This is a genomic window from Shewanella pneumatophori (assembly GCF_023283895.1).
Lineage (GTDB): Bacteria > Pseudomonadota > Gammaproteobacteria > Enterobacterales > Shewanellaceae > Shewanella > Shewanella pneumatophori.
On sequence record NZ_JAKILB010000006.1, the window covers coordinates 169747 to 194715 of the forward strand.

22 protein-coding genes are annotated in these 24969 nt (G+C 41.6%); 19 read left to right on the plus strand and 3 right to left on the minus strand.

Annotated features, from left to right (window positions below; genetic code table 11):
- Positions 1 to 86 precede the first annotated feature (86 nt).
- The 10 genes from L2740_RS11340 (at position 87) to L2740_RS11385 (ending at position 13904) form a co-directional block, all read left to right on the plus strand.
- On the plus strand, positions 87 to 2501 hold the full coding sequence (locus L2740_RS11340; protein ID WP_248950308.1) for a DNA polymerase II: 2415 nt from the start codon (positions 87 to 89) through the stop codon (positions 2499 to 2501).
- 234 nt (positions 2502 to 2735) lie between these two features.
- Entirely contained in the window at positions 2736 to 3947 is a 1212-nt protein-coding gene (locus L2740_RS11345; RefSeq protein WP_248950309.1) for a porin, read from the plus strand.
- Positions 3948 to 4610: 663 nt separating this feature from the next.
- Positions 4611 to 7505 carry a TonB-dependent receptor domain-containing protein gene (locus L2740_RS11350; protein WP_248950311.1) on the plus strand — a complete coding sequence of 965 codons (2895 nt, stop codon included), beginning with the start codon at positions 4611 to 4613 and terminating at the stop codon, positions 7503 to 7505.
- Positions 7506 to 7565: 60 nt separating this feature from the next.
- Positions 7566 to 7814 carry a hypothetical protein gene (locus L2740_RS11355; protein ID WP_248950312.1) on the plus strand — a complete coding sequence of 83 codons (249 nt, stop codon included), beginning with the start codon at positions 7566 to 7568 and terminating at the stop codon, positions 7812 to 7814.
- Between the two features lie 1138 nt (positions 7815 to 8952).
- Positions 8953 to 9735 carry a DUF3450 domain-containing protein gene (locus L2740_RS11360; protein ID WP_248950314.1) on the plus strand — a complete coding sequence of 261 codons (783 nt, stop codon included), beginning with the start codon at positions 8953 to 8955 and terminating at the stop codon, positions 9733 to 9735.
- Positions 9735 to 11090: a MotA/TolQ/ExbB proton channel family protein gene (locus L2740_RS11365; protein WP_248950315.1), complete on the plus strand. Its 1356-nt coding sequence runs from the start codon at positions 9735 to 9737 to the stop codon at positions 11088 to 11090. The genes L2740_RS11360 and L2740_RS11365 overlap by 1 nt, the downstream gene beginning before the upstream one ends.
- Positions 11090 to 11614, plus strand: coding sequence for a MotA/TolQ/ExbB proton channel family protein (locus L2740_RS11370; RefSeq protein ID WP_220780762.1), 525 nt, complete (start codon positions 11090 to 11092; stop codon positions 11612 to 11614). The genes L2740_RS11365 and L2740_RS11370 overlap by 1 nt, the downstream gene beginning before the upstream one ends.
- A gap of 13 nt (positions 11615 to 11627) precedes the next feature.
- Complete coding sequence (locus L2740_RS11375; RefSeq protein WP_248469378.1) at positions 11628 to 12032, plus strand: ExbD/TolR family protein; 405 nt, start codon at positions 11628 to 11630, stop codon at positions 12030 to 12032.
- 1 nt (position 12033) lies between these two features.
- Positions 12034 to 12654 (plus strand): energy transducer TonB, encoded by a 621-nt coding sequence (locus tag L2740_RS11380; protein ID WP_248469377.1) that lies wholly within the window; start codon positions 12034 to 12036, stop codon positions 12652 to 12654.
- A 2-nt stretch (positions 12655 to 12656) separates the two neighbouring features.
- Positions 12657 to 13904: a tetratricopeptide repeat protein gene (locus L2740_RS11385; RefSeq protein WP_248950316.1), complete on the plus strand. Its 1248-nt coding sequence runs from the start codon at positions 12657 to 12659 to the stop codon at positions 13902 to 13904.
- A 105-nt stretch (positions 13905 to 14009) separates the two neighbouring features.
- On the opposite strand, the gene L2740_RS11390 is transcribed toward L2740_RS11385, so the two are convergent.
- Positions 14010 to 14516, minus strand: coding sequence for a diguanylate cyclase domain-containing protein (locus tag L2740_RS11390; protein ID WP_248950318.1), 507 nt, complete (start codon positions 14514 to 14516; stop codon positions 14010 to 14012).
- A gap of 74 nt (positions 14517 to 14590) precedes the next feature.
- Here L2740_RS11390 and L2740_RS11395 point away from each other — a divergent pair, with 74 nt between their 5' ends.
- The 6 genes from L2740_RS11395 to L2740_RS11420 all read left to right on the plus strand — a co-directional run bounded on the left by L2740_RS11395 (position 14591) and on the right by L2740_RS11420 (position 20181).
- On the plus strand, positions 14591 to 16423 hold the full coding sequence (locus L2740_RS11395; RefSeq protein ID WP_248950319.1) for a DUF885 domain-containing protein: 1833 nt from the start codon (positions 14591 to 14593) through the stop codon (positions 16421 to 16423).
- Positions 16424 to 16535: 112 nt separating this feature from the next.
- Positions 16536 to 16814: a peptidylprolyl isomerase gene (locus L2740_RS11400; protein ID WP_220780756.1), complete on the plus strand. Its 279-nt coding sequence runs from the start codon at positions 16536 to 16538 to the stop codon at positions 16812 to 16814.
- 34 nt (positions 16815 to 16848) lie between these two features.
- Positions 16849 to 17382, plus strand: a complete 534-nt coding sequence (locus L2740_RS11405) for a GNAT family N-acetyltransferase (protein WP_248950320.1) — start codon at positions 16849 to 16851, stop codon at positions 17380 to 17382.
- 70 nt (positions 17383 to 17452) lie between these two features.
- Complete coding sequence (locus L2740_RS11410) at positions 17453 to 17683, plus strand: RNA-binding S4 domain-containing protein (protein ID WP_248469372.1); 231 nt, start codon at positions 17453 to 17455, stop codon at positions 17681 to 17683.
- 20 nt (positions 17684 to 17703) lie between these two features.
- Positions 17704 to 18090 (plus strand): ribonuclease E inhibitor RraB, encoded by a 387-nt coding sequence (locus L2740_RS11415; RefSeq protein ID WP_248950321.1) that lies wholly within the window; start codon positions 17704 to 17706, stop codon positions 18088 to 18090.
- A gap of 117 nt (positions 18091 to 18207) precedes the next feature.
- Positions 18208 to 20181, plus strand: coding sequence for an NERD domain-containing protein kinase family protein (locus L2740_RS11420; RefSeq protein ID WP_248950322.1), 1974 nt, complete (start codon positions 18208 to 18210; stop codon positions 20179 to 20181).
- A gap of 22 nt (positions 20182 to 20203) precedes the next feature.
- Here the strand turns inward: L2740_RS11420 and L2740_RS11425 are convergent, their stop codons facing one another.
- Positions 20204 to 21103 carry a LysR substrate-binding domain-containing protein gene (locus L2740_RS11425; protein WP_248950324.1) on the minus strand — a complete coding sequence of 300 codons (900 nt, stop codon included), beginning with the start codon at positions 21101 to 21103 and terminating at the stop codon, positions 20204 to 20206.
- Positions 21104 to 21225: 122 nt separating this feature from the next.
- Here L2740_RS11425 and L2740_RS11430 point away from each other — a divergent pair, with 122 nt between their 5' ends.
- Positions 21226 to 22005, plus strand: a complete 780-nt coding sequence (locus tag L2740_RS11430; RefSeq protein WP_248950325.1) for a TSUP family transporter — start codon at positions 21226 to 21228, stop codon at positions 22003 to 22005.
- Between the two features lie 54 nt (positions 22006 to 22059).
- On the plus strand, positions 22060 to 22881 hold the full coding sequence (gene blaOXA, locus L2740_RS11435) for a class D beta-lactamase (protein WP_420833529.1): 822 nt from the start codon (positions 22060 to 22062) through the stop codon (positions 22879 to 22881).
- A 36-nt stretch (positions 22882 to 22917) separates the two neighbouring features.
- On the opposite strand, the gene L2740_RS11440 is transcribed toward blaOXA, so the two are convergent.
- Complete coding sequence (locus L2740_RS11440) at positions 22918 to 23871, minus strand: LysR family transcriptional regulator (RefSeq protein ID WP_248950326.1); 954 nt, start codon at positions 23869 to 23871, stop codon at positions 22918 to 22920.
- A 199-nt stretch (positions 23872 to 24070) separates the two neighbouring features.
- Between L2740_RS11440 and L2740_RS11445 the strand changes: the two genes are divergently transcribed.
- Positions 24071 to 24883: an enoyl-CoA hydratase/isomerase family protein gene (locus L2740_RS11445; protein ID WP_248950327.1), complete on the plus strand. Its 813-nt coding sequence runs from the start codon at positions 24071 to 24073 to the stop codon at positions 24881 to 24883.
- Positions 24884 to 24969 lie beyond the last annotated feature (86 nt).

The following is a 24969-nucleotide window of genomic DNA, read 5'->3' on the forward strand; positions in this document are numbered from 1 at the left end:
AATAAATAGTGCTGTACATAATAACAGTGATTACTTAGCCTAAGAAGCGTTTAGTGATGATTAGTGAATATAATTGAGAATTAAGTATGAAAATAGCAGCGAGTGAGCAACAACTGATTAAAGGTCGAGTGCTAACTCGTCATGCTATTCATCGGCAAGGTAGCTTGGTTTTGCAATACTTTATTCAAACTGAAGCGGGCCCTGTGACGGTTGAAATTCCTGGACAGGAACATGTTTGCTTTATAAAGAGTAGTGATTACTCATTACTTGAGGCTAATGATGGCTTAAAAGGAATGCGAGCAAGTGCTGTAAATCTGAAGAGTTTTACTCATGAGCCGGTTACAGCCTTGTATTGTGGTGATGGGCGACAGCAGCGCACTTTAGTGCGTATTGCTAAAGATCTGGATATCGAGCTATTTGAAGCTGATATTAAAGCTGAACATCGATTTTTGATTGAACGCTTTATTGCATTAGATGTGGAGTTTTACGGCCACTTCCTAATCGAGAGTCAATCTAGCGATAACAAGCCAGTATTTATTGCAAGCCGGGCGCGCCAGGCTGAAACCATCACAAGTTTGCAAGCAATATCTCTTGATTTTGAATGTAGCTTTGCTGGAGAGCTTTATTCTGTTGGTTTATACGGGCAAACCAACGACGGCATTGTTTACCAAAAAGTGATTATGGTTGGTGCGCCGCAAGACTCAAATCAAAGGTCTGTAAAAGGTTCTGAGCAAGATTATATCGAATGGGTAGAGAGTGAAGTTGGGTTAATACGTCGTTTAATCGCTTGGTTTGATGAGTATGATCCCGACATTATTATCGGTTGGGCGGTGGTTACGTTTGATCTTGCCTTGCTTTACCGCAGAGCTAAACACCATGGTATAGCCTTAACCATTGGTCGAAATAACCAAACCTTGAGCTGGAAAGTAGAGGATAAATACCGGCCAGAAACGCTTTCTTTGCCGGGGCGGGTGGTGTTAGATGGTATTGATTGGTTAAAAGCGGCTTTTTATCAGTTTGACCGCTACTCGCTAGAGCATGTCTCACAGATTTTACTTGATGAAGGTAAGGCTATCCATAATGTTGATAACCGAATGGATGAAATTAATGACTTGTTTGCTAACGACAAACCAGCGTTAGCTCATTACAACATTACTGATAGCCGGCTTGTTTGGGATATCTTTGAAAAAACGCAATTATTTGATTTTGTACTTGAGCGAGCCAAGTTAACCGGCTTAGAACTTGGTCGAGTGGGGGCGTCAGTCGCCGCCTTTAATAATCTCTATTTACCTCATTTGCATCGTGCTGGCTTTGTCGCACCGAGTAAACCCGCAAGTGACGGCATAGAAAGCCCTGGTGGCTATGTGATGGACTCAGTACCAGGCTTATATAAACATATTCTGGTTTTAGACTTTAAAAGTCTTTATCCCTCAATTATCCGTACTTTTTTGATTGATCCTAAAGGGCTCATAGAAGGACTCGCTTTACCTGAGAATAAAACAGTTCCCGGGTTTCTAGGTGGTCGCTTTAGCCGTAGTCAGCCTATTTTGCCTATGTTGATTAAAAAGCTGTCAGAGCAGCGAGAGCTCGCAAAATCTCACAGCAATGCACCATTGTCTCAAGCGATTAAAATCATCATGAACTCTTTATACGGAGTGTTAGGCTCTCGTGGTTGTGTTTTCCATGATGCGAAACTCGCAAGTTCGATTACGATGCGTGGCCACGAAATCATGAAACAAACGCGAGCTTGGGTTGAAGCCGAAGGCTTTGAGGTGATCTACGGCGACACTGACTCAACCTTTGTTTGGTTAGGCAATGACTTCGATTCAAGTATGGTTGAGCATACTGGTAAGGCTTTAGCCGATAAGATTAATCTGCTCTGGCAGCAAAAGCTTGAGCAAGAGTTTGCGCTTACGAGCTTTTTAGAGTTGGAGTTTGAAACTCATTTTGAGCAGTTTTTTATGCCAACATTACGTGGGTCGGTAGAAGGATCTAAGAAGCGCTATGTCGGTGCTAAAACTAGCCTTGAGGGCGAGTCAAAACTGATCTTCAAAGGTATGGAGCAAGTGCGTAGCGATTGGTCTCCATTAGCTAGGCGAGTGCAGTATGAATTATATGATCGACTTTTCAATCAACAAGATGTGGTTTCCTATCTTAAAAGTATCGTTGAGCAGCTTAATCGTGGTGAGCTTGACGACGAATTAGTTTTCACTAAACCGTTAAGGCGGAATTTAGAGGATTATACGGCTAAATCTGCACCACATTTAAAGGCTGCCCGCAGATTATGGCAAGTAACCGGTGATGATCAATATACTAAGCGCGGCGCAAGAATTGAGTATCTCATAACGATTCAAGGTGCTGAGCCTTTAGGTCATTGTTTAAGCTCAATCGACTATGAATACTATTTATCTAGGCAGTTAGAGCCTATTGCTGAACCTATTCTTACTATATTGAAAACTACTTTCATAGAAATAACCTCTGCGCAGATGTCGTTAATTTAAGGGTTTTGTTATTAATTTACGGCTAACTAAATGTTAACAGTTGGTTCAATGTTTCGTGTGTTCTGTATTTGCTAGTTAATTAGGTGCAAAAACTGGCAAATAGTGTGATGTTCGTCTTTGAGTGGTAGATAATCTTTTGCTAATCTCCGCAGTAATCAGGATAGAAAGAAAACAACGGAATGGATGACGATTTGAATGAAGCAGACTGAACAACATTAAGGTTAGGCAAATTAAATGAAAAAGACTTTAGTAGCATCGGCTTTGGCCGCAGTAATATTTGTGCCAACAGCATCAGCGATTGAGATCTATAAAGATGATAAAAACGCGGTTGAAATTGGTGGTTTTATCGATGCTCGAGTGATTAACACTCAAGGTTCTACAGAAGTTGTTGATGGTGCGTCACGCATTAACTTCGGTTTTACTCGTGAAATGACTCACGGCTGGAAAGCTTACACAAAACTTGAGTGGGGCATTAACCCATTCGGCAACACTGATATTGTGTACAACAGCAACAGCACTTTTGCATCTCAAAGCAGTGACTTCTTAAACAACCGCCTAGGTTATGTTGGTCTAGCTCATGACACTTATGGTTCTATCACTATTGGTAAGCAATGGGGTGCATGGTACGACGTAGTTTACAACACTAACTACGGTTTCGTATGGGATGGTAATGCTTCAGGTACTTACACTTACAACAAGGCTGACGGTGCTGTAAATGGTACTGGTCGTGGTGATAAGACTGTTCAATACCGTAATGCGTTCGGTGATTTTAGCTTCGCATTACAAGCACAGTTAAAGCAAGATGAGTTCGAAGTAGATGAAGTTCCTGGTGCTTCAAACCCTATCCTGCCAACCGCAGACTTTATGAATGTTAAAGCTGCTGGTGTTAATGTTCAAAACTCAGTGACTACAGTCGAGTACAACTACACTTACGGTGGTTCGGCGACTTACAACGTTACTGACATGCTAACTCTTACTGCAGGCTTTAACTTAGGTGAGTTTGAAGCAACAACTTCAGCTGGTAAGCGTTTAACTGAAACTGATTCTATCTATGGTGTTGGTGCGACTTGGGGTAACTGGGATGCAGAAGGTGTATACGCTGCATTTAACGTGAACAAGCAAGAGTTCCACGATACTGACAACCTAGGTCGTATGATGCCAGAAGCATGGGGTCTAGAATCTTTAGCTTCTTACAAGTTTGATAACGGCATCCGTACTTTCGTTTCTTACAACATCCTAGAAGCGGGTGATGAGTACGAAGCTGCTTACGATAGCGTATTTAAGCGTCAGTTCGCTGTTGCTGGTGTGCACTATGTTTGGGATTCAAACACAGTTCTTTACCTAGAAGGTCGTAAAGACTTCAGCGATTTCTCAGGCGCTAACGAAGAAGCAATGGCTAAGTCTGAAGATGACGGTATCGCAATCGGTATCCGTTATACTTTATAGTCGAGCAGAATGCCCAAATATTAGCTTAATTAGTTAATAGAACTTAAAAACCGAGCTCTGAAAAGGGCTCGGTTTTTTATTTGTATTTTCTAGCAGAGCGAATCTGAGAGATTAGATATATTGTTGGTCGAGCTAAATCTGTACGCATTTTGCGCTGCAAAGTAACTCTATTTTATTTAAAACTAAGTTGTGTACAGAATCTGTATCATTTTCAATGTAAATTAATATTTACATCTAGAGTTGTTTTTCGATTGCGAACCTATACCTAAAATCGAACGAATAACTTTCTATTTTTGTGCGAAGGAGATTTATTTCAGAGAATTTTCATCTATAGGGAAGTTGTTAACTTAAGCCCTCTAACTAGTACTTATTAACTATCAGTGTTTTAGCTCATTTTTAGTCTTTTATTTTGATTAGCTACTTATTTAAATGAGAGCTACTAGACATGGCCTTTACAACAGCTACTGAACGTCATATTGACTTTAGCCACTATTAGTTAACTCCAGCCTATATTTGTATCTATTAAATTTTAAGTTGATTCACTTGTTGTAAATTTGTTGCGACTGTGTTTTTATTTGTTTGCATTTTATCATTTCATTAACACTTGAGGTGTATGGACTGATAAAAGCTAAAAAAATAAAAGAAAGTCCAGGGAGATTTACAATGTATAAGAATAATTTACTCGCTAATTCAGTGCGTCTAGCGCTCGTTAGCGGTGCAATGACAGCAGCATTCACCGCTCCGGCTGTTCTTGCAGCCGATGAAGACGGCGTTGAACGTATTGAAGTTACTGGTTCACGTATCAAAAGAACTGACATGGAAGGTGCGAACCCTGTAACGTTAATTGATGCAGCCGCTATTGAAAAAATGAGCGTGAATAATGTCGGTGACTTACTCCAAAATCTGACTTCATCGGCAGGTGCTGCTGTAAACACACAGACCAACAACGGTGGAGATTCGAGTACTCGTTTTTCACTACGTGGTATTGGTTCTGAGCGTACATTGGTACTTATCAACGGTCGCCGTGTTGTAGCAGGTGGCGGTGGCGCTAACTCTTCAGTCGATTTAAATACTATTCCAACTGCAATTGTTAAACGTGTCGAGATCCTTAAAGATGGCGCATCGGCAACCTACGGTTCTGATGCGATTGCAGGTGTTGTTAACATTATCACCAAGAATGACTTTGAAGGCTTCGAAATTAAGCTTAACTACGGTGGAAGTGATAAGGGCGATGCAAAAACTAAAGGCGTAGATGTTACCTTTGGTGCTGAAAGTGAGCGAGGAAATGTCGTTGTTGCGCTTGGTTATAGTGACCAAGGTGATGTATTTATGGGAGACCGTTCATTTTCGGAGTATGAACTACGTGCATACGAAGATGGAACGACACAACAAGGCGGTTCTTCTGCACCACCATGGGTAAATGCTAACACGGCTGATGGTCGCGTAACTCGTGGACCTGAGTATGGAGACTGGAGACCTTATGACGGTGCTACAGATTCATATAACTACAATCCTGTAAACTACCTACAAACGCCAAGTAAGCGTCGTTATGCATCGGTATTTTCAAATTATACTTTAGGTGAGTTTGGTTTCTTGGGCGAAGTTAACTCTTTTGCTGAAGCGAACTATGTGCAAACAACAGGTAACAGATTGATTGCACCTGAGCCGCTAGCACCATTGGTATTCTTCGGCTCACCGGCGCCTTATTCTCCGAATAATTATTACAACCAAAAAATGGGTCCTAAGGATGCAAATGGTAATGCTTATCAAATTGATGATTGGCGTCGCCGTATGTTAGAAACTGGTGGTCGTGCTAACGAGCGTGATTATAAGACTTTCCGTACCGCTGTAGGTTTTAACGGTGTATTCACCAATGGTTGGGATTGGGAAGTTTCATACGTATGGGGTCAAAGTGACTCTGTAGAAAAAGCTCAAGGTTACTTTAACCTAGATCGTGTTGCTGAAGCTGTAGGTCCTACAGGCTGGTTAGATTCAAATGGCAACCTTATGGTTGATGGCAATGGCGATGCTATCGTTGATGCTGCTGGAGACCAACTTGTTTGTCTGGATGCTGATGGCGGCGTTATCGCAGGTTGTGTACCGTTAAATATCTTCGGTACACCAGGATCTGATGATCAAGTTTCACAAGAGATGCTTCAGTATATCTCTGGTGACTATAATACAACAGAAACGGGTCAAAATAAGCAAGAAGTCTTGTCTGCTATTGTTTCTGGTGACTTGTTCGACTTACCAGCGGGCTCTGTCGGGTTCGCTGCCGGTTGGGAACAGCGTACAGAATCAGGTTCTTACACGCCGGACTCACTTATTCTTCAAGGTATTACTACAGCAGGCTCTGCAGTAGGTACTAGTGGTGGGTATCAAGTTCAAGAGTTCTTTGGTGAATTAATCGTACCTATCCTGTCTGATATGCCTTTCGCTCACATGTTAGATTTTGAAGCGGCAATGCGCTATTCAGATTATGACACCTTTGGCGATAACACGAGTGGCAAGCTAGGTATAAAATGGATGCCTGTTGAGTCGTTAATGGTTCGTGCAACGTTATCTGAAGCATTCCGAGCACCAACAACATCTGATTTATTTGGTGGTGCATCTGTTGGATTCCCTGAAGCAATCGATCCATGTGATGGCAACTTCTATACCGATGCAGAATATGCAGCGATTAAAGCCTCGCCGAACTGGGCTAACTGTACCGGTACCGGTGTACCTGTAGATGGATATGATTCTGGTGGTGTTGAGCAGATCCCAACTAATGGTGGTGGTTCTGAAAACTGGAATGGAGCGGTTACATTAACACCTGAAACTGCTGATGTATTAACTGTTGGTTTAGTATTCAATCCTGAGTTTATTGAAAACTTCTCGATGAGTGTCGATTACTGGAAGATTGAGCTTGATAACGCGATTTCTACCGTTGGTACACAAACTCGTCTAGATGGTTGTTTCAATTCTAACGAATACTGTGAAACGATTACACGTTTTGGTGCTGATAGCGCAGCAGCTGGTGGCATCATTACAGTAGATAACTATACCGTTAACGTGGGCGGAATCGATACTGCGGGTGTAGATTTTGATTTCCGCTATAGCCTAGAGTCTGGATTTGGTGACTGGGGCTTCGGTATCGATGGTACTTATTTACTGCAGTATGACAAGTATCTGGCAGACGGTTCAGTTATTGACCACGTTGGCCGTTTCGAAGGAAACCATGATGGTATGTTCGCTGAATGGAAGACTAACTTTACGGTTAATTGGTCTATTTCTGACTTCAATACGTCATTGATTACTCGTTATATTAGTGGTGTAACAGAAACAGAAGCTGGCTGGTGGACAGACCCATTTGAAAGAGATGTAGATTCAAATGTTGTTGTAGATTTCCAAACTAACTATGCGTTCAACGACCATCTAACGCTTACAGCCGGTGTGGATAATGTCTTTGATGAAGCGCCACCATTTGTGTATTCAGCATTTGGGGCTAATACAGATGTGTCAACATATGATGTTATCGGTAGAACCATCTATGTTAGAGCAGGTATTAGATTCTAAGATAAATTTATATTTAAAGGGCGCTTAGCGCCCTTTTTTATTTTTACCAAGGAGATAGGTATGAAAAAACTATTGATTTTATCGTTGTTTTTATTTGTAGGTTGCGAGTCCTCACAGGATATGTTTAAAAACCAGACGGACGATGGTGAAGTTGTGATAGCAGGTATTCATTGTGAAATGATGTCACGCACAGGGTCAAATAGAAAAACTAAAGTATGTAGAACCACGGAACAAATGGAAAAGGACAAAAAAGAAGCTTATACCTCTTTGAATCGTAAACAAAGAACGGGCTATACCACAGGTAATTAAATGTGGTTATTTCTCGAACCATAAGTTGAATTTAGAATGAGTTTTGGACTTAACCTGCTGAAGCCCTAGGGGTACTTGGGCTTTTTTGATCCGACTCAAATCACTTATTTCACTGCGTAACTTCAATCAATGAGGCTTTGTCAGAATTCATGAATGTATCGTCGAGTTGGTCGTGTCCGCTGGGTGATATAAATGTTCGATTTTAAAGTTGACGTTGACTTTAATAGGTGGAAATGGTCAAGAAGGTAAAATGATTTTTCTTTTATGACTAATGAATTGCCTGCATTACTAGCACATTGTTAATGTTGGTTTAGAACGTTTTTAAAACTGATTTTACAAAATTAATTTCATTTTAGGCTGGCAACTTATCGTTATTTTTCAGGAAGTTTTGTTTTACTTTCACATGAGTAGCAATAGTCAAAATGCAGGTTCCGTATTTAACTTAATGGAATCGTAAGCAATAGAGGTTAGCTCCTAATTTGAGCGCTTCTTTTAATATGCAAACTTTACTTGTTAATGGTGTTATCGTTTTAGCTGTACTCTTTGAGTAATGTGGTAGCACCAGTGCCTACTTATGTAAGGTTTAACTCTCCTCCCTCTAACTTGAGAATAATTGAGTATTCGTTTAGTTAATTCAACTAGACTTTCTGTTATTCGTAGAGTTCCACTTTCATCACTCTGCGAAGAAGAGTCTATTCGTGATACATTCATTGAGATAATTTCAATCGAATAGAAAATGTTTTTAAGGTTGTTGTGATTTTGTTGGTTAACTAGTGTTTGCTTTTGATTTTATATCTTTAACTTACAGCAGCTTGCGGTAATCTATAATCAAGTAAGCACGTTATATAACAAATTTTATTCATCGATTCCTCCCAAAAAAAACATCTTGTCTGTTTTTTACTCTTTAAGCTCGTTTTCTGACAGTTTTAGGCGTTTTCGAATGTTGACACAGGTCAACATTTTGTGAAATGATGCCAGCGGGTCTACATCCTCGAAGATGTAGAAAAGGGAAGATAATAATTAACAATCACAATAGAAAGACAGGCTTAGGCAATAGGGAACTAAAGCAAAATAAGCGCATGCACCCTGTTGTTGATAAGTTAAAGCTTTTTTAATCACTTCAAATTGGTTGGGAACTATGTCCAAGGTAAGCAATAAAACAAAAATCGCTACAGCGCTCATTGGCGCACTAGCCTTAGCAGGCAGCAACTTAGTGATTGCCGATCCTCTTTCAGACGTTCAAAACGCTGACAGTAAAATTCATACTGAAGCAGCATCGTCTCAGAAGAAAGTTGATAAGTATTTTGATCAGGCTCAGGACATGTTGTTCGAGTATGGGTCAGTTGCTGATGAACGTGAATCACTAAAATCCTACAACGACTACGTAGCAGGCTTGGTAGCAGACCAAGAAGCTACAATGAAATCTATTCAAGATGATATCAACGGCGTTGATTCATTACGTCAAGGCGTAGTGCCATTGATGTTTAAAATGGTTGACGCGCTAGAGCAGTTTGTTGCTCTTGACCTTCCATTCAACACTGAAACACGTGTTGAGCGTGTAGAAAACCTAAAGAAACTACTTAACAGTGCTGAAGTAACGCTTGCAGAGAAGTATCGTCTAATTCTAGATGCATATTCAATTGAGCGTGAATACGGTTCAGTATTAGCAGTTAAAAGTGGTCAGCTACAGCTTGATGGTAAAGAAGTACTGGTTGACTTCTTTAACCTAGGTCGTGTTGCACTATATGCACAAAGCTTAGATGGCAAATCTGCTTGGATGTATAACGATGAAACTAAAGGCTGGGAGCCACTAGCTGATAGCTACCTACGTGATCTAACTAAAGGTATTCGTATCGCTCGTAAACAAGGCGCGCCGGATCTATTCTCGTTACCAATTCCTGCTGCGGAGGCTGCACAATAATGAAGAAGTTTATCACTACAGCAATCGTTGCTGCGAGCCTGTCATTATCGGCCGGTATTGCTAGTGCTGCAGATGCACCTAAAACAATTGATCAACTACTAAACCAAGTTAAAGTTGATCGAGCAAACGCATCTAAGACTAATGCAAAGCGTGAGCAAGAGTTCAAGAACGAGCGTGGCGATAAAGCTGCACTACTAAAGCGTGAAAAGAATGCTTTAGCGGCTGAACGCCAACGCGGTAAAGATTTAAACCAAGCGTTTTTAGATAACGAGCGTAAAATCGGTCAGTTAGAAGAAGACTTAAAAACAGCTCAAGGTGACTTGGGTGAAATGTTTGGTGTTGTTAAAGGTGATGCGGGTGATTTCGCTGGTAAAATAGCGGGTTCTAACGTTTCTGCTCAGTACCCTGGTCGTGATGTATTCATTGCAGACCTTGGTGCACGTAAACAACTACCAAAAATTGATGAGCTAGAGCGTTTCTGGGAAGAGCAGCTGTTTGAAATGGCTGAGTCTGGAAAAGTTGTTAAGTTCGACGGTGCAGTTACTGGTATTGATGGTAGCGTTAATAACACAACTGTTACTCGTATCGGTGCTTTTAACTTAATCGCTGATGGCAAGTATGTTGTTTACAATCCAGATCTTGGCCTAATTCAGGAACTTTCACAGCAACCTGATGGCTATCAAGTAAAGTCTGCAGCGGCATTTGCACAAGCGACATCTGGTACAGCACCTGTTTATGTCGACCCTGCTCGTGGTGTTCTACTAAACATCTTTACGCAAAAAGCAACAATTGAAGAGCGTATTGAAGCGGGTGGTACAATCGGTTACATCATTATGGCTTTACTAGCACTTGGTGCGCTAATCTCTATCGAGCGTCTAATCACTCTAGGTGTAGTTGGTGCTAAAGTTAAGGCTCAGCGTAAGAACCTTGATAACCCAGGTAACAACGCACTAGGTCGTGTACTTAAAGCTTACCAAGACAACAAAGATGTTGATGTTGAAACCCTAGAGCTGAAACTTGATGAAGCAATTCTGAAAGAAACCCCTGCACTAGAGTCACGCATCTCTATCATCAAAGTACTTGCAGCTATCGCTCCTATGATGGGTCTACTAGGTACAGTAACTGGTATGATTGCAACCTTCCAAAGCATCCAGTTGTTCGGTACAGGTGATCCTAAGCTCATGGCTGGTGGTATCTCTATGGCACTTATGACAACGGTTCAAGGTCTAGTTGCTGCACTACCGTTAATGTTGATGCACGCTGTTGTTATCGCTCGTAGTAAATCAATCGTACAGGTACTTGAAGAACAAAGTGCTGGTATCGTTGCTGCGCACGCTGAGAAGAGGAAAGCCTAATGTTATTCCTGATGGATATCTGGGATTCCGTCAGGGGCTTCATGGCCGCCGGGGGAGACATCCTTTGGTTAGTGGCTGGTGTATTGTTTGTTATGTGGGTATTGATGCTTGAACGCTACTGGTACCTAAATTGGGTATCACCAAAACAGCACAAAGCAATCATTAGCGCATGGGAAGCACGAGAGGATTCAACCTCTTGGTATGCACACCGCATCCGTGAAGCTTGGGTATCCCAAGCGAAGCAAGATTTAACTGCACGTATGCTGATTATCAAAACCTTAGTGGCTATTTGTCCAATGATTGGTCTACTAGGTACCGTAACCGGTATGATTTCAGTGTTCGATGTGATGGCAGTTCATGGGACGAGTAATGCTCGTATGATGGCAGCTGGTATTTCAATGGCAACCATGCCGACGATGGCGGGAATGGTTGCAGCATTATCAGGCGTATTCTTTAGTACGCGTCTTGATGCAAAAATGAAAATCAGTTTAGCAAAGCTAAAAGACAGCATGCCGCACCACTAGAGAGAGATTGAACATGGCACGTAGAAAGCATTCAAGCGTAGAAGAAGAAGCTGAGATTGATATGACCCCGATGCTCGACATCGTGTTCATCATGCTTATCTTCTTTATTGTAACAACATCGTTTGTAAAGCCATCAGGTCTTGACTATAACAAGCCTGAAGCGTCACAAGCGACCAAGAAGCCTTCAGCTAACATCTTTATTGGTGTGAGCAACACTGGTGTTATCATGATGGAAAACCGTCAAGTTGATATCGAGCGTGTAACTGCAAACGTTGAACGTATGCTTGCAGAAGCACCAGAGGCTGCAGTATTAATTCAAGCAGACCAGGAAGCTAAGCATGGCTTAGTTGTTAAGGTACTTGATAACGTTAAAGCTGCGGGTATCGATAAGATATCTGTATCGGCGGGGAACGAATAATATGCTGAGAGGAATAGTATCACTGATAATTGGTGCTGCTGTGACTTTTGCTTTGTTTGTCTTCATGGCTTTCTTGGTAGGTGGCGGTCCAACCCGCCACGAAACCTCGACAGAAACACCTGTCATTGAAATTACCATGAACAGAGATGACGCATCTGCGCAGAAAAAGCCAAGGGTTAAGCCTAAACCGCCTACACCCCCAGAGCAGCCGCCAAAGCCGGATACTACGCCACCAGATAGTTCATCTGACATTGATACCAATATGTCATTTAATATGGGTGGAGTTGAAGCCGGTGGTGCAAATACTGGATTTAAACTAGGCAACATGATGACGCGAGATGGTGATGCTACACCTATCGTACGAATCGAGCCTCAGTATCCGATTGCTGCAGCACGAGATGGTAAAGAAGGTTGGGTACAACTTAGCTTTACCATTAACGAGCTAGGTGGTGTTGAAGACGTTAAGGTGATTAAAGCTGAGCCAAAGCGTTTATTTAACAAAGAAGCACGCCGAGCCCTTAAAAAGTGGAAGTACAAGCCAAAGATTGTTGATGGCAAAGCCCTTAAGCAACCTGGCATGACTGTTCAACTTGATTTCACACTAGATAAAGGAGGCAGATAATTATGACTAAAGTTAACTCTATAGCCGCTGCCTTATTACTTTGTTTAGGTGGAAGCGTTGCGGTAGCTCCGGTAGCCTATGCTGCTGAGAAGTGTCCAATTGAAAAGCGTAAATCTAAAGCAGTAGGGCAAAGCGCGTCAAAGAAAGTACAACGTTCTTTCGAAGCGTACACCGAAGGTAATCTAGATGAAGCTATCTCGATTCTTCTAGAAGCCAACGCTAAAAACGATTTTGATAAAGCGTATATTGCTCGCATGTTAGGTAACTTCTATGCGGAAAAAGGCCAAATGGGTACGGCGACTAAGTACCTTAAGGCTGCGGTAGACGCTGACATTCTAGGCGGTGTTGACCACGCTCAAACTCTACGACTCTATGCTGATCTTCTTATCGGAGATAAAAAGTTTAAAGAGTCTATCCCAATGTATTACAAGTGGATGGAGTTTACCTGTAAAGAAGATCCGCAAGTATACCGTCGTATCGGTATTGCGTATTCAGAGCAGAAAGAGTGGAACAAAGTACTAGAAGTCGCTGATAAAGGCTTATCGTTAGCGAAAGAGCCTGATAAAGGCTTGTATCAAATGAAGCTAACTGCTTACTTCAATCAAAAGAAGTATAAAGAAGCAGTTAAAGTACTTGAAGTCATGGTGCCATTATTCCAAGACGACAAGCGCTTATGGGTTCAGTTGGCACAGTTTTACTTGATGACTGAAGACTACACTAAGTCACTAGCAACATATGACTTAGCTTACAAAAATGGTTTTTTAGAGACAGCGGGTAACATTACGCGTTTGACTCAGCTGTTGGCGCAAAATGGTTCACCATATAATGCCGCACAGATTTTTGCTAAGCACATGAAGTCTGGATTGATTAAAGAAGATGAAAAGAGCTTAACCACTCTTGCCGGTTTTTATCATAATGCTAAAGAGCTGAAAGAAGCTGCTGCAACATATGGTAAGGCTGCTGCAATCAATAATTCAGGTAAACTTTATCTAAGACAAGGCCGTATCTTGTCGCTAGATGGTCAGCATAAGTCTGCTATCACAGCACTAAGAAAGGCTTTAGATGCAGGTGTTAAGAGTCCTGGTGAAGTTCAGTTTGAACTTGCGCTCTCTTATCTAAATCAAAAGCAGTATAAGTCGGCATACAAATATGCCACGCTTGCTGCTAATGACAAGAAAACTGCACGCTCAGCTAAAAGCTATATTGCCTATATTAAAGAAAAAGCACGCGTTCATAACGTGAGCCTTTAACATAAGCGATAACGAAAAGCCCCTTTTTAGGGGCTTTTTTATTAGCAGTCATTTCAAAAGATATTTTTGATTACGGCAATTAGAGTCGAGAGTTTTGGTAGTGGATTAAAACTGAATCACTTTAGCGACAGATTGATGCTTGCTTTGTAATTGTAGGGTGTGCTTTTCTACAGTCGTAAATAAATTGTCTAGATAAAGTCCTTTATTAGGGCGACATACACATCCACCTAACTCATACTCAATCGGGCTATTGCGCTGCGATAATAGGTTGTTATTAAATTCAGCTATTTTAGATTCTAATCGTTTAAGCACGATCTGGATTCCAGCATTGTTTACTTCAAAAATACCTAATGCAAATGCTTGATTATCAAGCCTTGCGAGTAAATCGGTTGTCCGTAATAAAGCAAGTTGTACTCGCTTCATGAATAATTCTAACAATTGAGGTTGATAAATAGTTTCATGAATGTGTGGGCATAGATACAATAAAGCCAAGCTTTGATTATCGCGAATGTGTCGATGCCATTCACGATTAAAGACCTCCATAAAATAGGTTTGGTTATAAACGCCTGTTTCGGGATCTCTAAAACCTGAGTTACTAAATGAATAAATCATTGAAAGCTCCTTTACGGCTCAGGTTTTATGAATACCTGTATAAGTATAGAACAATAAATAGAAGGAATAACAAAATGAGGAAGGCGGTACTAGCGCTATCAATTGGCGCAATCATAGGTCTTACTGGCTGTGACAATAGCGAAAGCGAGCAGTCACAACAAGCAAATAAACCGTTGCAAAAAGCGCCGGTAGAAGCGAGTCAAGCTCAGTCTGCAGAGCAAGCGTATTTAGCCTTGGTTGATAACTTTTTCAAAGACAAGCTAAAGCTAGAACCTATCTATGCGACTTATGTTGGTGTTAATGATTACAATGACCAGTTTGGCGATGGCTTGTCACATACTTACTTAACTGAACGTCATAATTTGAATACTCAATATTTAAAAGACGTTAAGAAAATAGATAGAGAGCAATTGCCGGACGCTTTAAAGCTTAGCTACGATATGTTTACTTATAATCGTAATGTGGCATTAGCCGATGAGACTTTCCCTAACCACTTTATGCCGATGAATCAGTTCTATAGTACTGTTATTAGTATGGTGCAATTAGGCAGCGGAGAGAGTGCACAGCCGTTTAAAACGGTAGAAGATTACCGTAACTGGCAAAAACGCCTACAAGGCTTTATTGAGTGGATGCAAGTCGCCCAAGAACGAATGAACGAAGGCATTGAGAGTAAAGTTGTGCTGCCACGAGTGCTAGTTGAACGTATCATTCCTCAACTCAGTGCACAGTTAGTTGATAACGTCAGCGATAGCTTATTTTATACCCCTATCACTTTAATGCCAGAGTCATTTTCAGAAGCTGATAAGCAAGCATTGACGCAAGAGTATACCCAACTTATTGGTGAACAATTACTGCCTGAGTTAACCTCATTAAGAGATTATTTCCAAAATACTTACCTTAAATCATCTCGAGCAACAGACGGCTGGTGGGGCTTACCTAACGGTAAAGTTTGGTACCAGCATTTAGCTAATACCCATACGACAACAACAATGCCTGTTGATGAAATTCATAAAGTGGGTCTAGAAGAGGTGGCACGTATTTTATCAGAGATGGATAGCGTTAGAAAACAGGTTGGATTTGAAGGTGACTTAACCGAGTTTTTCGCATCACTTGCATCCGAACCACAATATTTCTTCACTGAACGTCAAGACTTAGTTGATGGTTACATGGGGCTTAAAGATAAGATTAATCTGGAGCTACCTAAGTACTTTAACGTAATGCCTAAAGCGGACTACATTGTTAAACCAGTTGAGAGCTTTAGGGAAAAATCAGCAGCCGGTGCCTCTTATCAGTCTCCGGCAGTTGATGGCTCACGCCCTGGTGTGTTCTACATCAATACCTATAATTTAAAGGCACAGCCAAAGTGGGGGATGACCACTTTATCTTTACATGAAGCCGCGCCTGGACATCATTTCCAAATTGCGATTAAGCAAGAACTTACAGGTGTACCAGAGTTTCAGCGTTTTGGTGGCTACACAGCATTTGAAGAGGGTTGGGCCCTGTATGCGGAATACTTAGGCATTGAAATGGGACTGTTTGAAGATCCATATCAGTACTTTGGTAAACTGTCTGATGAAATGCTACGCGCAATGCGTCTTGTGGTTGATACAGGTTTGCATGCAAAAGGTTGGACCCGTGAGCAAGCAATCCAGTATATGAAAGATAACTCGCCAATGGCAGAAACCGATATTATCGCTGAAGTTGAGCGCTACATGGCGATACCAGGTCAAGCCTTGAGCTATAAAGTTGGCCAACTGCAGATTTTGGCACTTCGTGCAAAAGCTGAAAAAGAGTTGGGTGATAAGTTTGATTTAAAAGCTTATCACGACCAAATTTTGACTTCAGGCTCACTGCCAATGGAAGTGATGGAGTTAAAAGTGAACGATTGGATTGCTAAGCAAAAGTAACTTAATCTATCTGTCACAACCCTGCTGGGATGTACCGTAAAATTTGGTATATACTGGCTGGGTTTTATTTTGCCTAGATAGGCAATGACAATTATTTTATGGGAGAAATACCATGGTACAAGCAACAGCAAGACACCTACTAGTTGATTCAGAAGCACAGTGTTTAGAACTTAAGCAACAGATCCTTGATGGTGCTGACTTTGGCGACGTAGCAAAAGCGAATTCATCTTGCCCATCTTCAGCACAAGGTGGCGATCTAGGTTCATTTGGCCCAGGTATGATGGTTAAAGAATTTGACGAAGTTGTGTTTAGCGCGCCTCTAAATGAAGTTCAAGGCCCAGTTAAAACACAATTTGGTTACCACCTTCTAGAGGTGACTAGCAGAGGTTAATCTGTCGTCACTTGTTGTTTGAGAAGGAATTAACATGCTCGAACTGTATACCGATAGACTTAGGTTAAGAACTGTTGTTGCCAGCGATTGGAACAACTTTTTATATACTCACTCAAATGAGCAACTCAATGAGTTTGTACGTAAGCCTCAAGCCGAATCCGAGATACGCCAAAAGTTCGAGCGTGTATTAAAAAGCCAAGAGTTTACTGAAGGCGAGTGGTTACTCACTATTATTGAAGACGTCCATACACAAGCTTTTGTTGGCTTTATCGGCCTACAAAATACCGATATTGAAATGGGACAAATTCAGGTTGGCTACATGCTTCATCCTGATGTCCATGGTCAAGGTTTTGCTAGTGAAGCGCTACAAGCCATAGTTGATTGGGCTTGTTTAGCTTATAAACCACATAAGTTTATCGCTTATTGTGTGGAGCCAAATATTGCTTCAACCAAAGTGCTTGAAAAATGCGGTTTCGTGCGTGAAGGTTTGCTGCGTGAAAACTGCAAAATTGGCGACCAATGGTTTGATGATTGTATTTATGGACTATTGGCAGCACAAAGGTGTTAGAAACCATGCACTCGCATTATAAATAGAGTGCTATAATGCCGTCAGATTTAGTTATTAAAGGCGAAATACAGTGAGTGCAGATACTCCAACGCTGACATTAAAGTCAGGCGAAGAATACATCGAGTTATACAAAGTATTGAAAGTTCAAGGAATGATGAGTGCTGGTGGCGAAGCCAAGCACGTTATTTCTGAAGGCCAAGTCACCGTTAATGGTGAAGTTGAAACCCGCAAACGCAAGAAAGTAGTTGCCGGTGAAGTCGTTAGTTTTAATGGCGAAAGCGTTAAGATTATTGCTGAATAAGTGATTTAGAGAGGATTAACATGCAATTTCCAGATGATGACAATGGTAAAATGCTTGAAGCAATGGCTGATGCAGGCATTGATCTATCAAAAGCACTTGATGTCGATTTTTTCTTAGTTTTTGAAGATCAGCGTGATGCAGAATCAGCGCTTGAAGAACTAGGTAAATCAGATCTAGAAGGTGAAATTGAACTGCTTCTAAACGACGAGTCGGGTAAGTGGGAGCTGATTGTTTGTCTAAACATGGTGCCAGAATATGATGCTATCGTTGAACAAGAAGTTAGCCTACATGAGTTTGCACAAGAGTTTGGCGGCGTGACTGATGGTTGGGGCGTAATGCAACACCAAGAAGGCGACGATGATTTCGCTGACGACGCACACGAATGCAGCGACGATTGTAAGCACTAAATCAATCGCTTGACCCATTTTGTAATAAGCCACTTATATTAGTGGCTTTTTTGTGCCCAAAAGTTAAGAATACGGAGAGTCCAATTTAAGTATTAATTGCCACCGAAGGAGAAAAGAATGGCAAGAATGATTAGTTTTGGGACGCCGGTTAACGATGCTGAACGTTGGGCATTTTCCTTGTTGGCCGATGAATTACCAGAAGATTATATCTTACTCACCAATGTTGAAATACCAACAAAAACTGGCCAAGCGATGGAAGTTGATGCCTTGGTTATCGGTGAGTGGGGCGTATATGTTGTTGATGTAAAAGGCTACATTGGCCGCTTAGATGCGGGTCTTCATGCATGGTCGCTCGATGGTCGAGAGGTAGATAATAGTTTAGCAAAGGCAAATTACGTGGCTCGCGTACTTGCTGGTAACGTCAAGCATAAAATTCCGGTTGGGGTTTATGCACCTTGGTGTCAAGGCATGGTGTTTGTTACTGGCCGCAAAGGTGAAGAGATCGAGCTTGAAAAGCAGCAAGGCTCACTGAGTATTTATACTCCTAAGCAAATTGTAGAGGCGTTAACTACAGAGTGGGGACTCACAGCGCCTAAAAAGCATCAAGTTACTGACACTCAAAAAGAGTTGGTGCTTGAAACCATTGGCCAAGTGGCAATAGTTGAAAAGCGTAATAACCAAATTCAAGATTTCACTAAGCTTAGATGCCTATTCATTCAAAGCGGCTTAGAAGTTTGGCAAGCTGAATATAACCCCGGCGAGTGGACCGCTCCTTGGTTATTAAAAGTGCTTATTCCTACTCAATTTACTGACAGCGAACAGTCAGAATTTCATGAAGCACAATTAAGAAGTGAATTTCAGCGTTTACAATCTTTATCTGGCTGTTGCGGCGTTCCTTATTGTGCACCACTTATTCAAGATGGTGAGCAGCTAGTTCTGCCTATTCGTATGCCGCGTGGCGTGCCGCTTAATGTGCTTGATTCCAAGCAGATGACCACCTATCAACTTCTTGAAGTTCTGCGCAGAAGTGTCACCGGTCTGCAGCAAATACATCGCCGTGGTTTTACCGTTGGCGGCTGGACCAGTAACTGTATATTTGTCTCTGATCTGGGTGATGTTGAATTTATCGATATCAAAGATAACGTTAGCAACAGTGAAGATATTAAGTCGTACGCAGAGGGCTTTTTAGCGATCGCAGAGCAAACGAATCAGCCGCGTATATATCAATGGTATCGTGAGGCTGTCGCGGGTACGACAACAGATTTAGACGCGCTGCGTAGTGACTTATCTGCAATAATCGATCACGGTGTTTGTGACGCTGTGCCTGAAAAAATCGAGGTTAGTGCCGGGGCTATTATTGATCACCACTTCAAGCTCGAGCAATTCATCGCAGCAAAAGAGACTAGCCAATTTTGGCGAGCCACTCATTTGCAGGGGCAGTATCAGTGCGGTGTGTCAATTTACAGTAAAGTTGAAGCAAATTGGCCGATGCTTAGCAGTATATATCGTACCTTAGCTAAAGTTTATCACCCGAATATCGAAAAGGTGCTGGCGTTTGGGCAGTTACCGCAAAGCGAAAAGCTGTTTATCGCCAGAGCATGGGAGTATGGTGAGTCAATTGATGAAGTGAAAAATATCCGCTTAGGTCAGCCGCTAATGTGGTTCAAACAGTTGCTTACTGGGTTGCAATATATGCATCAAATGGATATTTATCATGGCGCTATTTGCCCGAAAAATATTATTTGTAATGAAAATAAGGCAATTTTAGTTAATTTCGGTATAGGTCTCGATATTGCAGCCAGCCATTACGCTTGTCAGTACGCTGACCCTACACTGTGGGAAGTTGAAGGCGAAGCTGAGCGTGACTTATATGGCTTAGTGGCTAGTTTTATAGATGCCATGGCGCCAGAAAGCTTAAAGGGCGATTTGTGCCAAGCAGGGATCATCAATGCGTTAGAAGCGTTTGATAGAGAATGGTTTGGTGAAGCACTTTATGATGTTTGCCATAAAGTGCTTAATTTTGACTTAAGCATTCATGCTGGAATGAATTATTTAGAGATGTTTGATTTAGCTGAACCAAGCACTGATTAATACGTTTTAATAGCTGCATTAATTAGTGGCGATATGGACTAAATAGCTCGAGTAACCAGTCAATAAAGGATTGTACTTTTAAGGGCAGGTTGCTCGATTTAGGCGTTAACAAATAATAGCGATAAGGGCTGGTAAACTGCGCGTCTGCATTGGTTTCAAAGGGGATCACTAGCTTGCCAGTTTGCAGTTCATCTTCAATAAAAAAGCGTGGGATCAGAGCAACTCCCATACCACTGACTGCTGCCTGACTTAACATGTAAAAATGTTCAACACCAAATTTCTTATCAGTAGTGAGTTCCAGTCCAATATTTTCCGCCCATAGCTGCCATAACCCAGGTCTAGTCGTGTGCTGTAGTAAAGTCATCTGATTAATATCTGTAATATGGAGCAGGTTTTCTGCCAATGCGGGCGAGCAGACTAAACAAAGATCTTCATCCATCAAAGTCATTACGTTTGCAGCCTTTGGCACAGTGGTACTGCTACGAATGGCAATATCGTAATTGACCTTATTAAAGTCTACCTCAAAGTCACCAATTGATAGATCCACATATAGATGTGGGTAGCGTGACTTAAACTCTTCCATGCGGGGAATGAGCCAGCTAATCGTTAAGCTAGGTAACACGTTAATCGCTAGGGTTTGTGTGCGCAGTGGCTGACTAATTAAATCACTTGTAGCGTTGTTGATGGTTTGTAGTGCCGCCTGGGCATGGATAAAGTAGCGCTCGCCCTCATCGGTAAGCTTAAGGCTTCTATGTTGACGAATAAACAGCGGTAAACCAACAAAATCTTCGAGTATTTTAACTTGTTTGCTGATTGCACCATGGGTGACAAACAGCTCTTTACTTGCTAGCGTAAAACTCATTAATCTTGCTGACGCTTCAAATGCTCTAAGGGCATTTAATGGTGGTAGATGCGAGTACATTTGCTAATGCCTGAAATATATTTTAGTGTGAGTTTATTTCACGTAAGCCGAACAATAACTCCTTTGAGTTTTATCTGCAAACCACGTTTAATAGCGCCATTATAATCAATTATTAATTCATCATGACTTTTGAGCTTACTTTCGAAATTATCGCACTGCTATTTTTTGTCGCTATGTTAGCGGGTTTTATCGACGCTATTGCCGGTGGCGGTGGCTTGTTAACCATACCTGCGTTGATGTGGGCCGGGTTGCCGCCAACGGTAGCGCTAGCAACTAATAAGCTTCAAGCTTGTGGTGGTAGTTTCTTCGCCAGTTTTTATTTTGTACGTAAAGGCATGGTAAAACTTGCTGATATGAAGCTAAGTATCGCATGTGCATTTACAGGTGCTGCATTGGGGACTATTGCGGTACAGATGATTGATACTGCATTTTTAGAGGTGTTCTTGCCATTTTTAATGTTAGGTATAGGTGGCTACTTTTTATTCTCTAAAAGTATTAGTGAAGAGGATAAGCATCAAGTGCTGACTCCGACTGTATTTGCATTTACCGCGGCGTTAGCTGTGGGCTTTTATGACGGTTTTTTCGGCCCAGGTACTGGCAGCTTTTTTGCGTTAGCCTTTGTATCTTTGGCGGGGTATGGTCTGGCGAAAGCAACCGCTCACGCCAAAATTTTAAATTTCTCAACTAATATTGCATCGCTGATATTCTTCGCGATTGGCGGCAAGGTATTCTGGATGCTGGGTGGTGTGATGCTTATCGGGCAGGCTATCGGTGCCACACTAGGCTCTCGTTTAGTGTTAACTAAAGGCACAAAGATTATTAAGCCTTTGGTGGTGGTGATGTCGATAGCCATGAGTATTAAGCTGCTATCGGGTCAATATGAGCTGTTCGCTTGGTTGTAATCACAAGTGATTAAGTGAAAGGAGTTATTAACAATGCGTTTTGTGGGTCGAATTCTGTCTACTAGGTTTATTGCATTATTGATTTGCTCGTTTATGCCTGCCTCGTTGGCACTTGCTAATGTTGTTGAACATGTTGGCTGGCAACAGGCCTTTGAAAAGTACGACGCTGTGGGCACAATTGTAGTGCTTGATCAGCGCGGCAAATATGGCAGTAATCAGCAAAAGGAGTGGGTATATAATCTCGAGCGAGCAAGTCAGCGCTTTTCACCAGCCTCAACGTTCAAAATTCCCCATAGCTTATTTGCCTTAGACGCCCAATTAGTTAAAGACGAGTTTCAGGTATTTAAATGGGACGGTGTTAAGCGAAGTTTTGCACCACACAACCAAGATCAAAACTTGCGTTCAGCGATGCGAAACTCTGCTGTTTGGGTATACGATATTTTTGCTAAGCAACTTGGCGAGCAAAAAGCGCGGCAATATTTAACCCAAATTAACTATGGTAACGCCGACCCTAGAATGGATAGCCAAGTGGCTGAAAATTCGAGTTATTGGATTGATGGTAACTTGGCAATTTCAGCGTTTGAACAGATTGAGTTTCTAAAGGCTTTATATCGCAATCAGCTACCGTTTACGTTGGATGCCCAGCTATTAGTTAAAGATATCATGATCACCGAGGCCAAAACTGATTGGATATTACGGGCTAAAACCGGTTGGCAAGGGAAGTACGGCTGGTGGGTTGGCTGGATTGAGTGGCCAACAGGCCCGGTGTTTTTCGCTTTAAATATAGACACGCCAAATCGCTTACAAGATCTGTATAAGCGTCAAGCTATTACCCGAGAAATATTAAAGTCGATAGAGGCTCTGCCGGCGAGTTAGCGATTACTTGCTACTTTTTAGGTTAGTTAGCTTTTTTCAATTGGGCTTGTTATTTGCGTACATGTTGTCAAAACCCGGTATACGCTGTTCCCAATTAGGGATTTCATCACCAACTATCGATTTTAATGTTTCAATAAATAGTCGGGTCTTAATTGGCGCATTTCGGTGTGGATATACTGCGTAAATTGTACCAAAATCCTCTAAGTGTAGATGGGTCATTATTGGGGTTAATTGCCCTGAGATAATTTCATCGCTAATCATCTGCGCTGTCACCACCGCAAGCATATTTCCTGCGAGAGCGGTTTGAGTCAGCATTTCTAAATCATTCACCTTGTAGGCGGCGTTTAGCTTAAATTGTTTTGTTTGCTTATTGTCCTTATAAGCGAATTTATCAAGTAACAAACCAGGCGCAGCGTATACGGCGGCAGGCAAACTCTCTAGCTGCTCTATTGTTGTAATTGCTCCATGTTTGGCAATAAAAGCGGGTGAAGCCACGATTAATAAGCGGTTTCGGGCAATTTTTTGGCTAATCAAATTAGAGGTTTTTGGCTTGCCGACTCTAAAACCAATATCGAACCGCTCGCCAATCATATCGATGAGTCTGTCTTCAAGGCGCAGCTCCACTTGAGCTTCAGTGTGTTGCTGCTGAAATATCATTGCGGCTTGCTGCACATATTGCCGGCCAAATAAGCTTGTGCTGCTGATCCGTAACAATCCTTTAGGCTGCGAATGAAAGTTTTGCGCAATCAAATAACTATCGTTTAGCAAGGTTCGCAGACTTTTAGCTTGATTGAGCATCTCATTACCAGCAGCAGTTAACGCTAATGAGCGGGTTGTACGGTTAAGCAAACGTACGCCTAGCTCATCTTCTAAACGGCTAATCTGCTTAGAAATTACAGACCTATCAAGATTTCGTTGTTCGGCAACTTTAGTAAAAGAGCCGAGTTCGACTACTTCCAATAACAATAATAAACGTGTTGAAAAATCCATAATCTCTTATCTAAACCTTATTGGTGCATATTTAGCATCAATGACGTGCTTATTTTAGGGTTTTTGTTCATCAATAACAAATTTATAGTAGCTCCATACCGAAGATATTAAGGCGTTATCAAGGATTAGACTCTTCTACACTTAGATTTCCTTTTGTCTGCGAACTTACATTATTAAATGAATTGAATGAGGCTACACCATGAACAAGTTATCAATTACTACTGAAAATCACATCACAACCGTAAGCATCAATAACCCACCAGTAAACGTGCTAACGATTGACCTTATTAATGAAATCAATGCTTTTGTACTGTCACTAAAAGATAACCGCGATACAAAAATAGTGGTGTTTAAGTCGCTACATGAGCAGTTTTTTTTAGCGCATTTAGACCTAAACGTAATAAACGGTACTCAAGGTGGTCAAGCGGCATCTATCGAATTTAACCACATGATTGCGAACATAAAAGCTATGAAGCAGCTATCGGTTGCAGTGGTAGATGGGGTTGCACGTGGTGGCGGTAATGAGTTTGTGATGGCATGTGACTTAGCTTACGGTACAGAAAACGCAGCATTTGCTCAGCCTGAAGTGCATGTAAATATCCCAACAGGCGGCCAAGGTGCGGTGCAGTTTGCAAGACGACTTGGTAAAGGTAAAGCGCTACAAGCATTATTGTTAGGTCATGATTTTACAGCGCAGCAAGCTGAAGCTTTAAACATTATTACGCAATTTGTTGCTAAGGCTGAGTTAGAAGACTTTTTAGCGCAAACATTAGCAGTTATAGCAAGCTTAGAGGTACGTGATATTGTAATGTACAAAGAAATTATTAATAGCTCAATTATTGATGAAGAAGCCGGTGCAGAGCTTGAGTTACGTTACTTTTTAGAGCGTGCAAAAGAGCAAAAAACACAAACAATTATCTCTGCGTTCTTGAAACATGGCGGCCAAACCCAAAGAGAAGCACAGGACATCCAAGGTATTTTTGCTGATACTGCAGCGGAGCTTGCTAACTAAGTTTTAAAGTATTGCTTATTTATTACAGTTAAAAGTGTATGAGTTTGCAGCACTGATTCATCCTAAATAGCCCTAGTTGCTTTTGT

Bases quoted from the DNA above. Each gene is read 5' to 3' on its own strand.
- L2740_RS11340 (WP_248950308.1), top strand. From the start codon at position 87: ATGAAAATAGCAGCGAGTGAGCAACAACTGATTAAAGGTCGAGTGCTA.
- L2740_RS11345 (WP_248950309.1), top strand. From the start codon at position 2,736: ATGAAAAAGACTTTAGTAGCATCGGCTTTGGCCGCAGTAATATTTGTG.
- L2740_RS11350 (WP_248950311.1), top strand. From the start codon at position 4,611: ATGTATAAGAATAATTTACTCGCTAATTCAGTGCGTCTAGCGCTCGTT.
- L2740_RS11355 (WP_248950312.1), top strand. From the start codon at position 7,566: ATGAAAAAACTATTGATTTTATCGTTGTTTTTATTTGTAGGTTGCGAG.
- L2740_RS11360 (WP_248950314.1), top strand. From the start codon at position 8,953: ATGTCCAAGGTAAGCAATAAAACAAAAATCGCTACAGCGCTCATTGGC.
- L2740_RS11365 (WP_248950315.1), top strand. From the start codon at position 9,735: ATGAAGAAGTTTATCACTACAGCAATCGTTGCTGCGAGCCTGTCATTA.
- L2740_RS11370 (WP_220780762.1), top strand. From the start codon at position 11,090: ATGTTATTCCTGATGGATATCTGGGATTCCGTCAGGGGCTTCATGGCC.
- L2740_RS11375 (WP_248469378.1), top strand. From the start codon at position 11,628: ATGGCACGTAGAAAGCATTCAAGCGTAGAAGAAGAAGCTGAGATTGAT.
- L2740_RS11380 (WP_248469377.1), top strand. From the start codon at position 12,034: ATGCTGAGAGGAATAGTATCACTGATAATTGGTGCTGCTGTGACTTTT.
- L2740_RS11385 (WP_248950316.1), top strand. From the start codon at position 12,657: ATGACTAAAGTTAACTCTATAGCCGCTGCCTTATTACTTTGTTTAGGT.
- L2740_RS11390 (WP_248950318.1), bottom strand. From the start codon at position 14,516: ATGATTTATTCATTTAGTAACTCAGGTTTTAGAGATCCCGAAACAGGC.
- L2740_RS11395 (WP_248950319.1), top strand. From the start codon at position 14,591: ATGAGGAAGGCGGTACTAGCGCTATCAATTGGCGCAATCATAGGTCTT.
- L2740_RS11400 (WP_220780756.1), top strand. From the start codon at position 16,536: ATGGTACAAGCAACAGCAAGACACCTACTAGTTGATTCAGAAGCACAG.
- L2740_RS11405 (WP_248950320.1), top strand. From the start codon at position 16,849: ATGCTCGAACTGTATACCGATAGACTTAGGTTAAGAACTGTTGTTGCC.
- L2740_RS11415 (WP_248950321.1), top strand. From the start codon at position 17,704: ATGCAATTTCCAGATGATGACAATGGTAAAATGCTTGAAGCAATGGCT.
- L2740_RS11420 (WP_248950322.1), top strand. From the start codon at position 18,208: ATGGCAAGAATGATTAGTTTTGGGACGCCGGTTAACGATGCTGAACGT.
- L2740_RS11425 (WP_248950324.1), bottom strand. From the start codon at position 21,103: ATGTACTCGCATCTACCACCATTAAATGCCCTTAGAGCATTTGAAGCG.
- L2740_RS11430 (WP_248950325.1), top strand. From the start codon at position 21,226: ATGACTTTTGAGCTTACTTTCGAAATTATCGCACTGCTATTTTTTGTC.
- L2740_RS11440 (WP_248950326.1), bottom strand. From the start codon at position 23,871: ATGGATTTTTCAACACGTTTATTATTGTTATTGGAAGTAGTCGAACTC.
- L2740_RS11445 (WP_248950327.1), top strand. From the start codon at position 24,071: ATGAACAAGTTATCAATTACTACTGAAAATCACATCACAACCGTAAGC.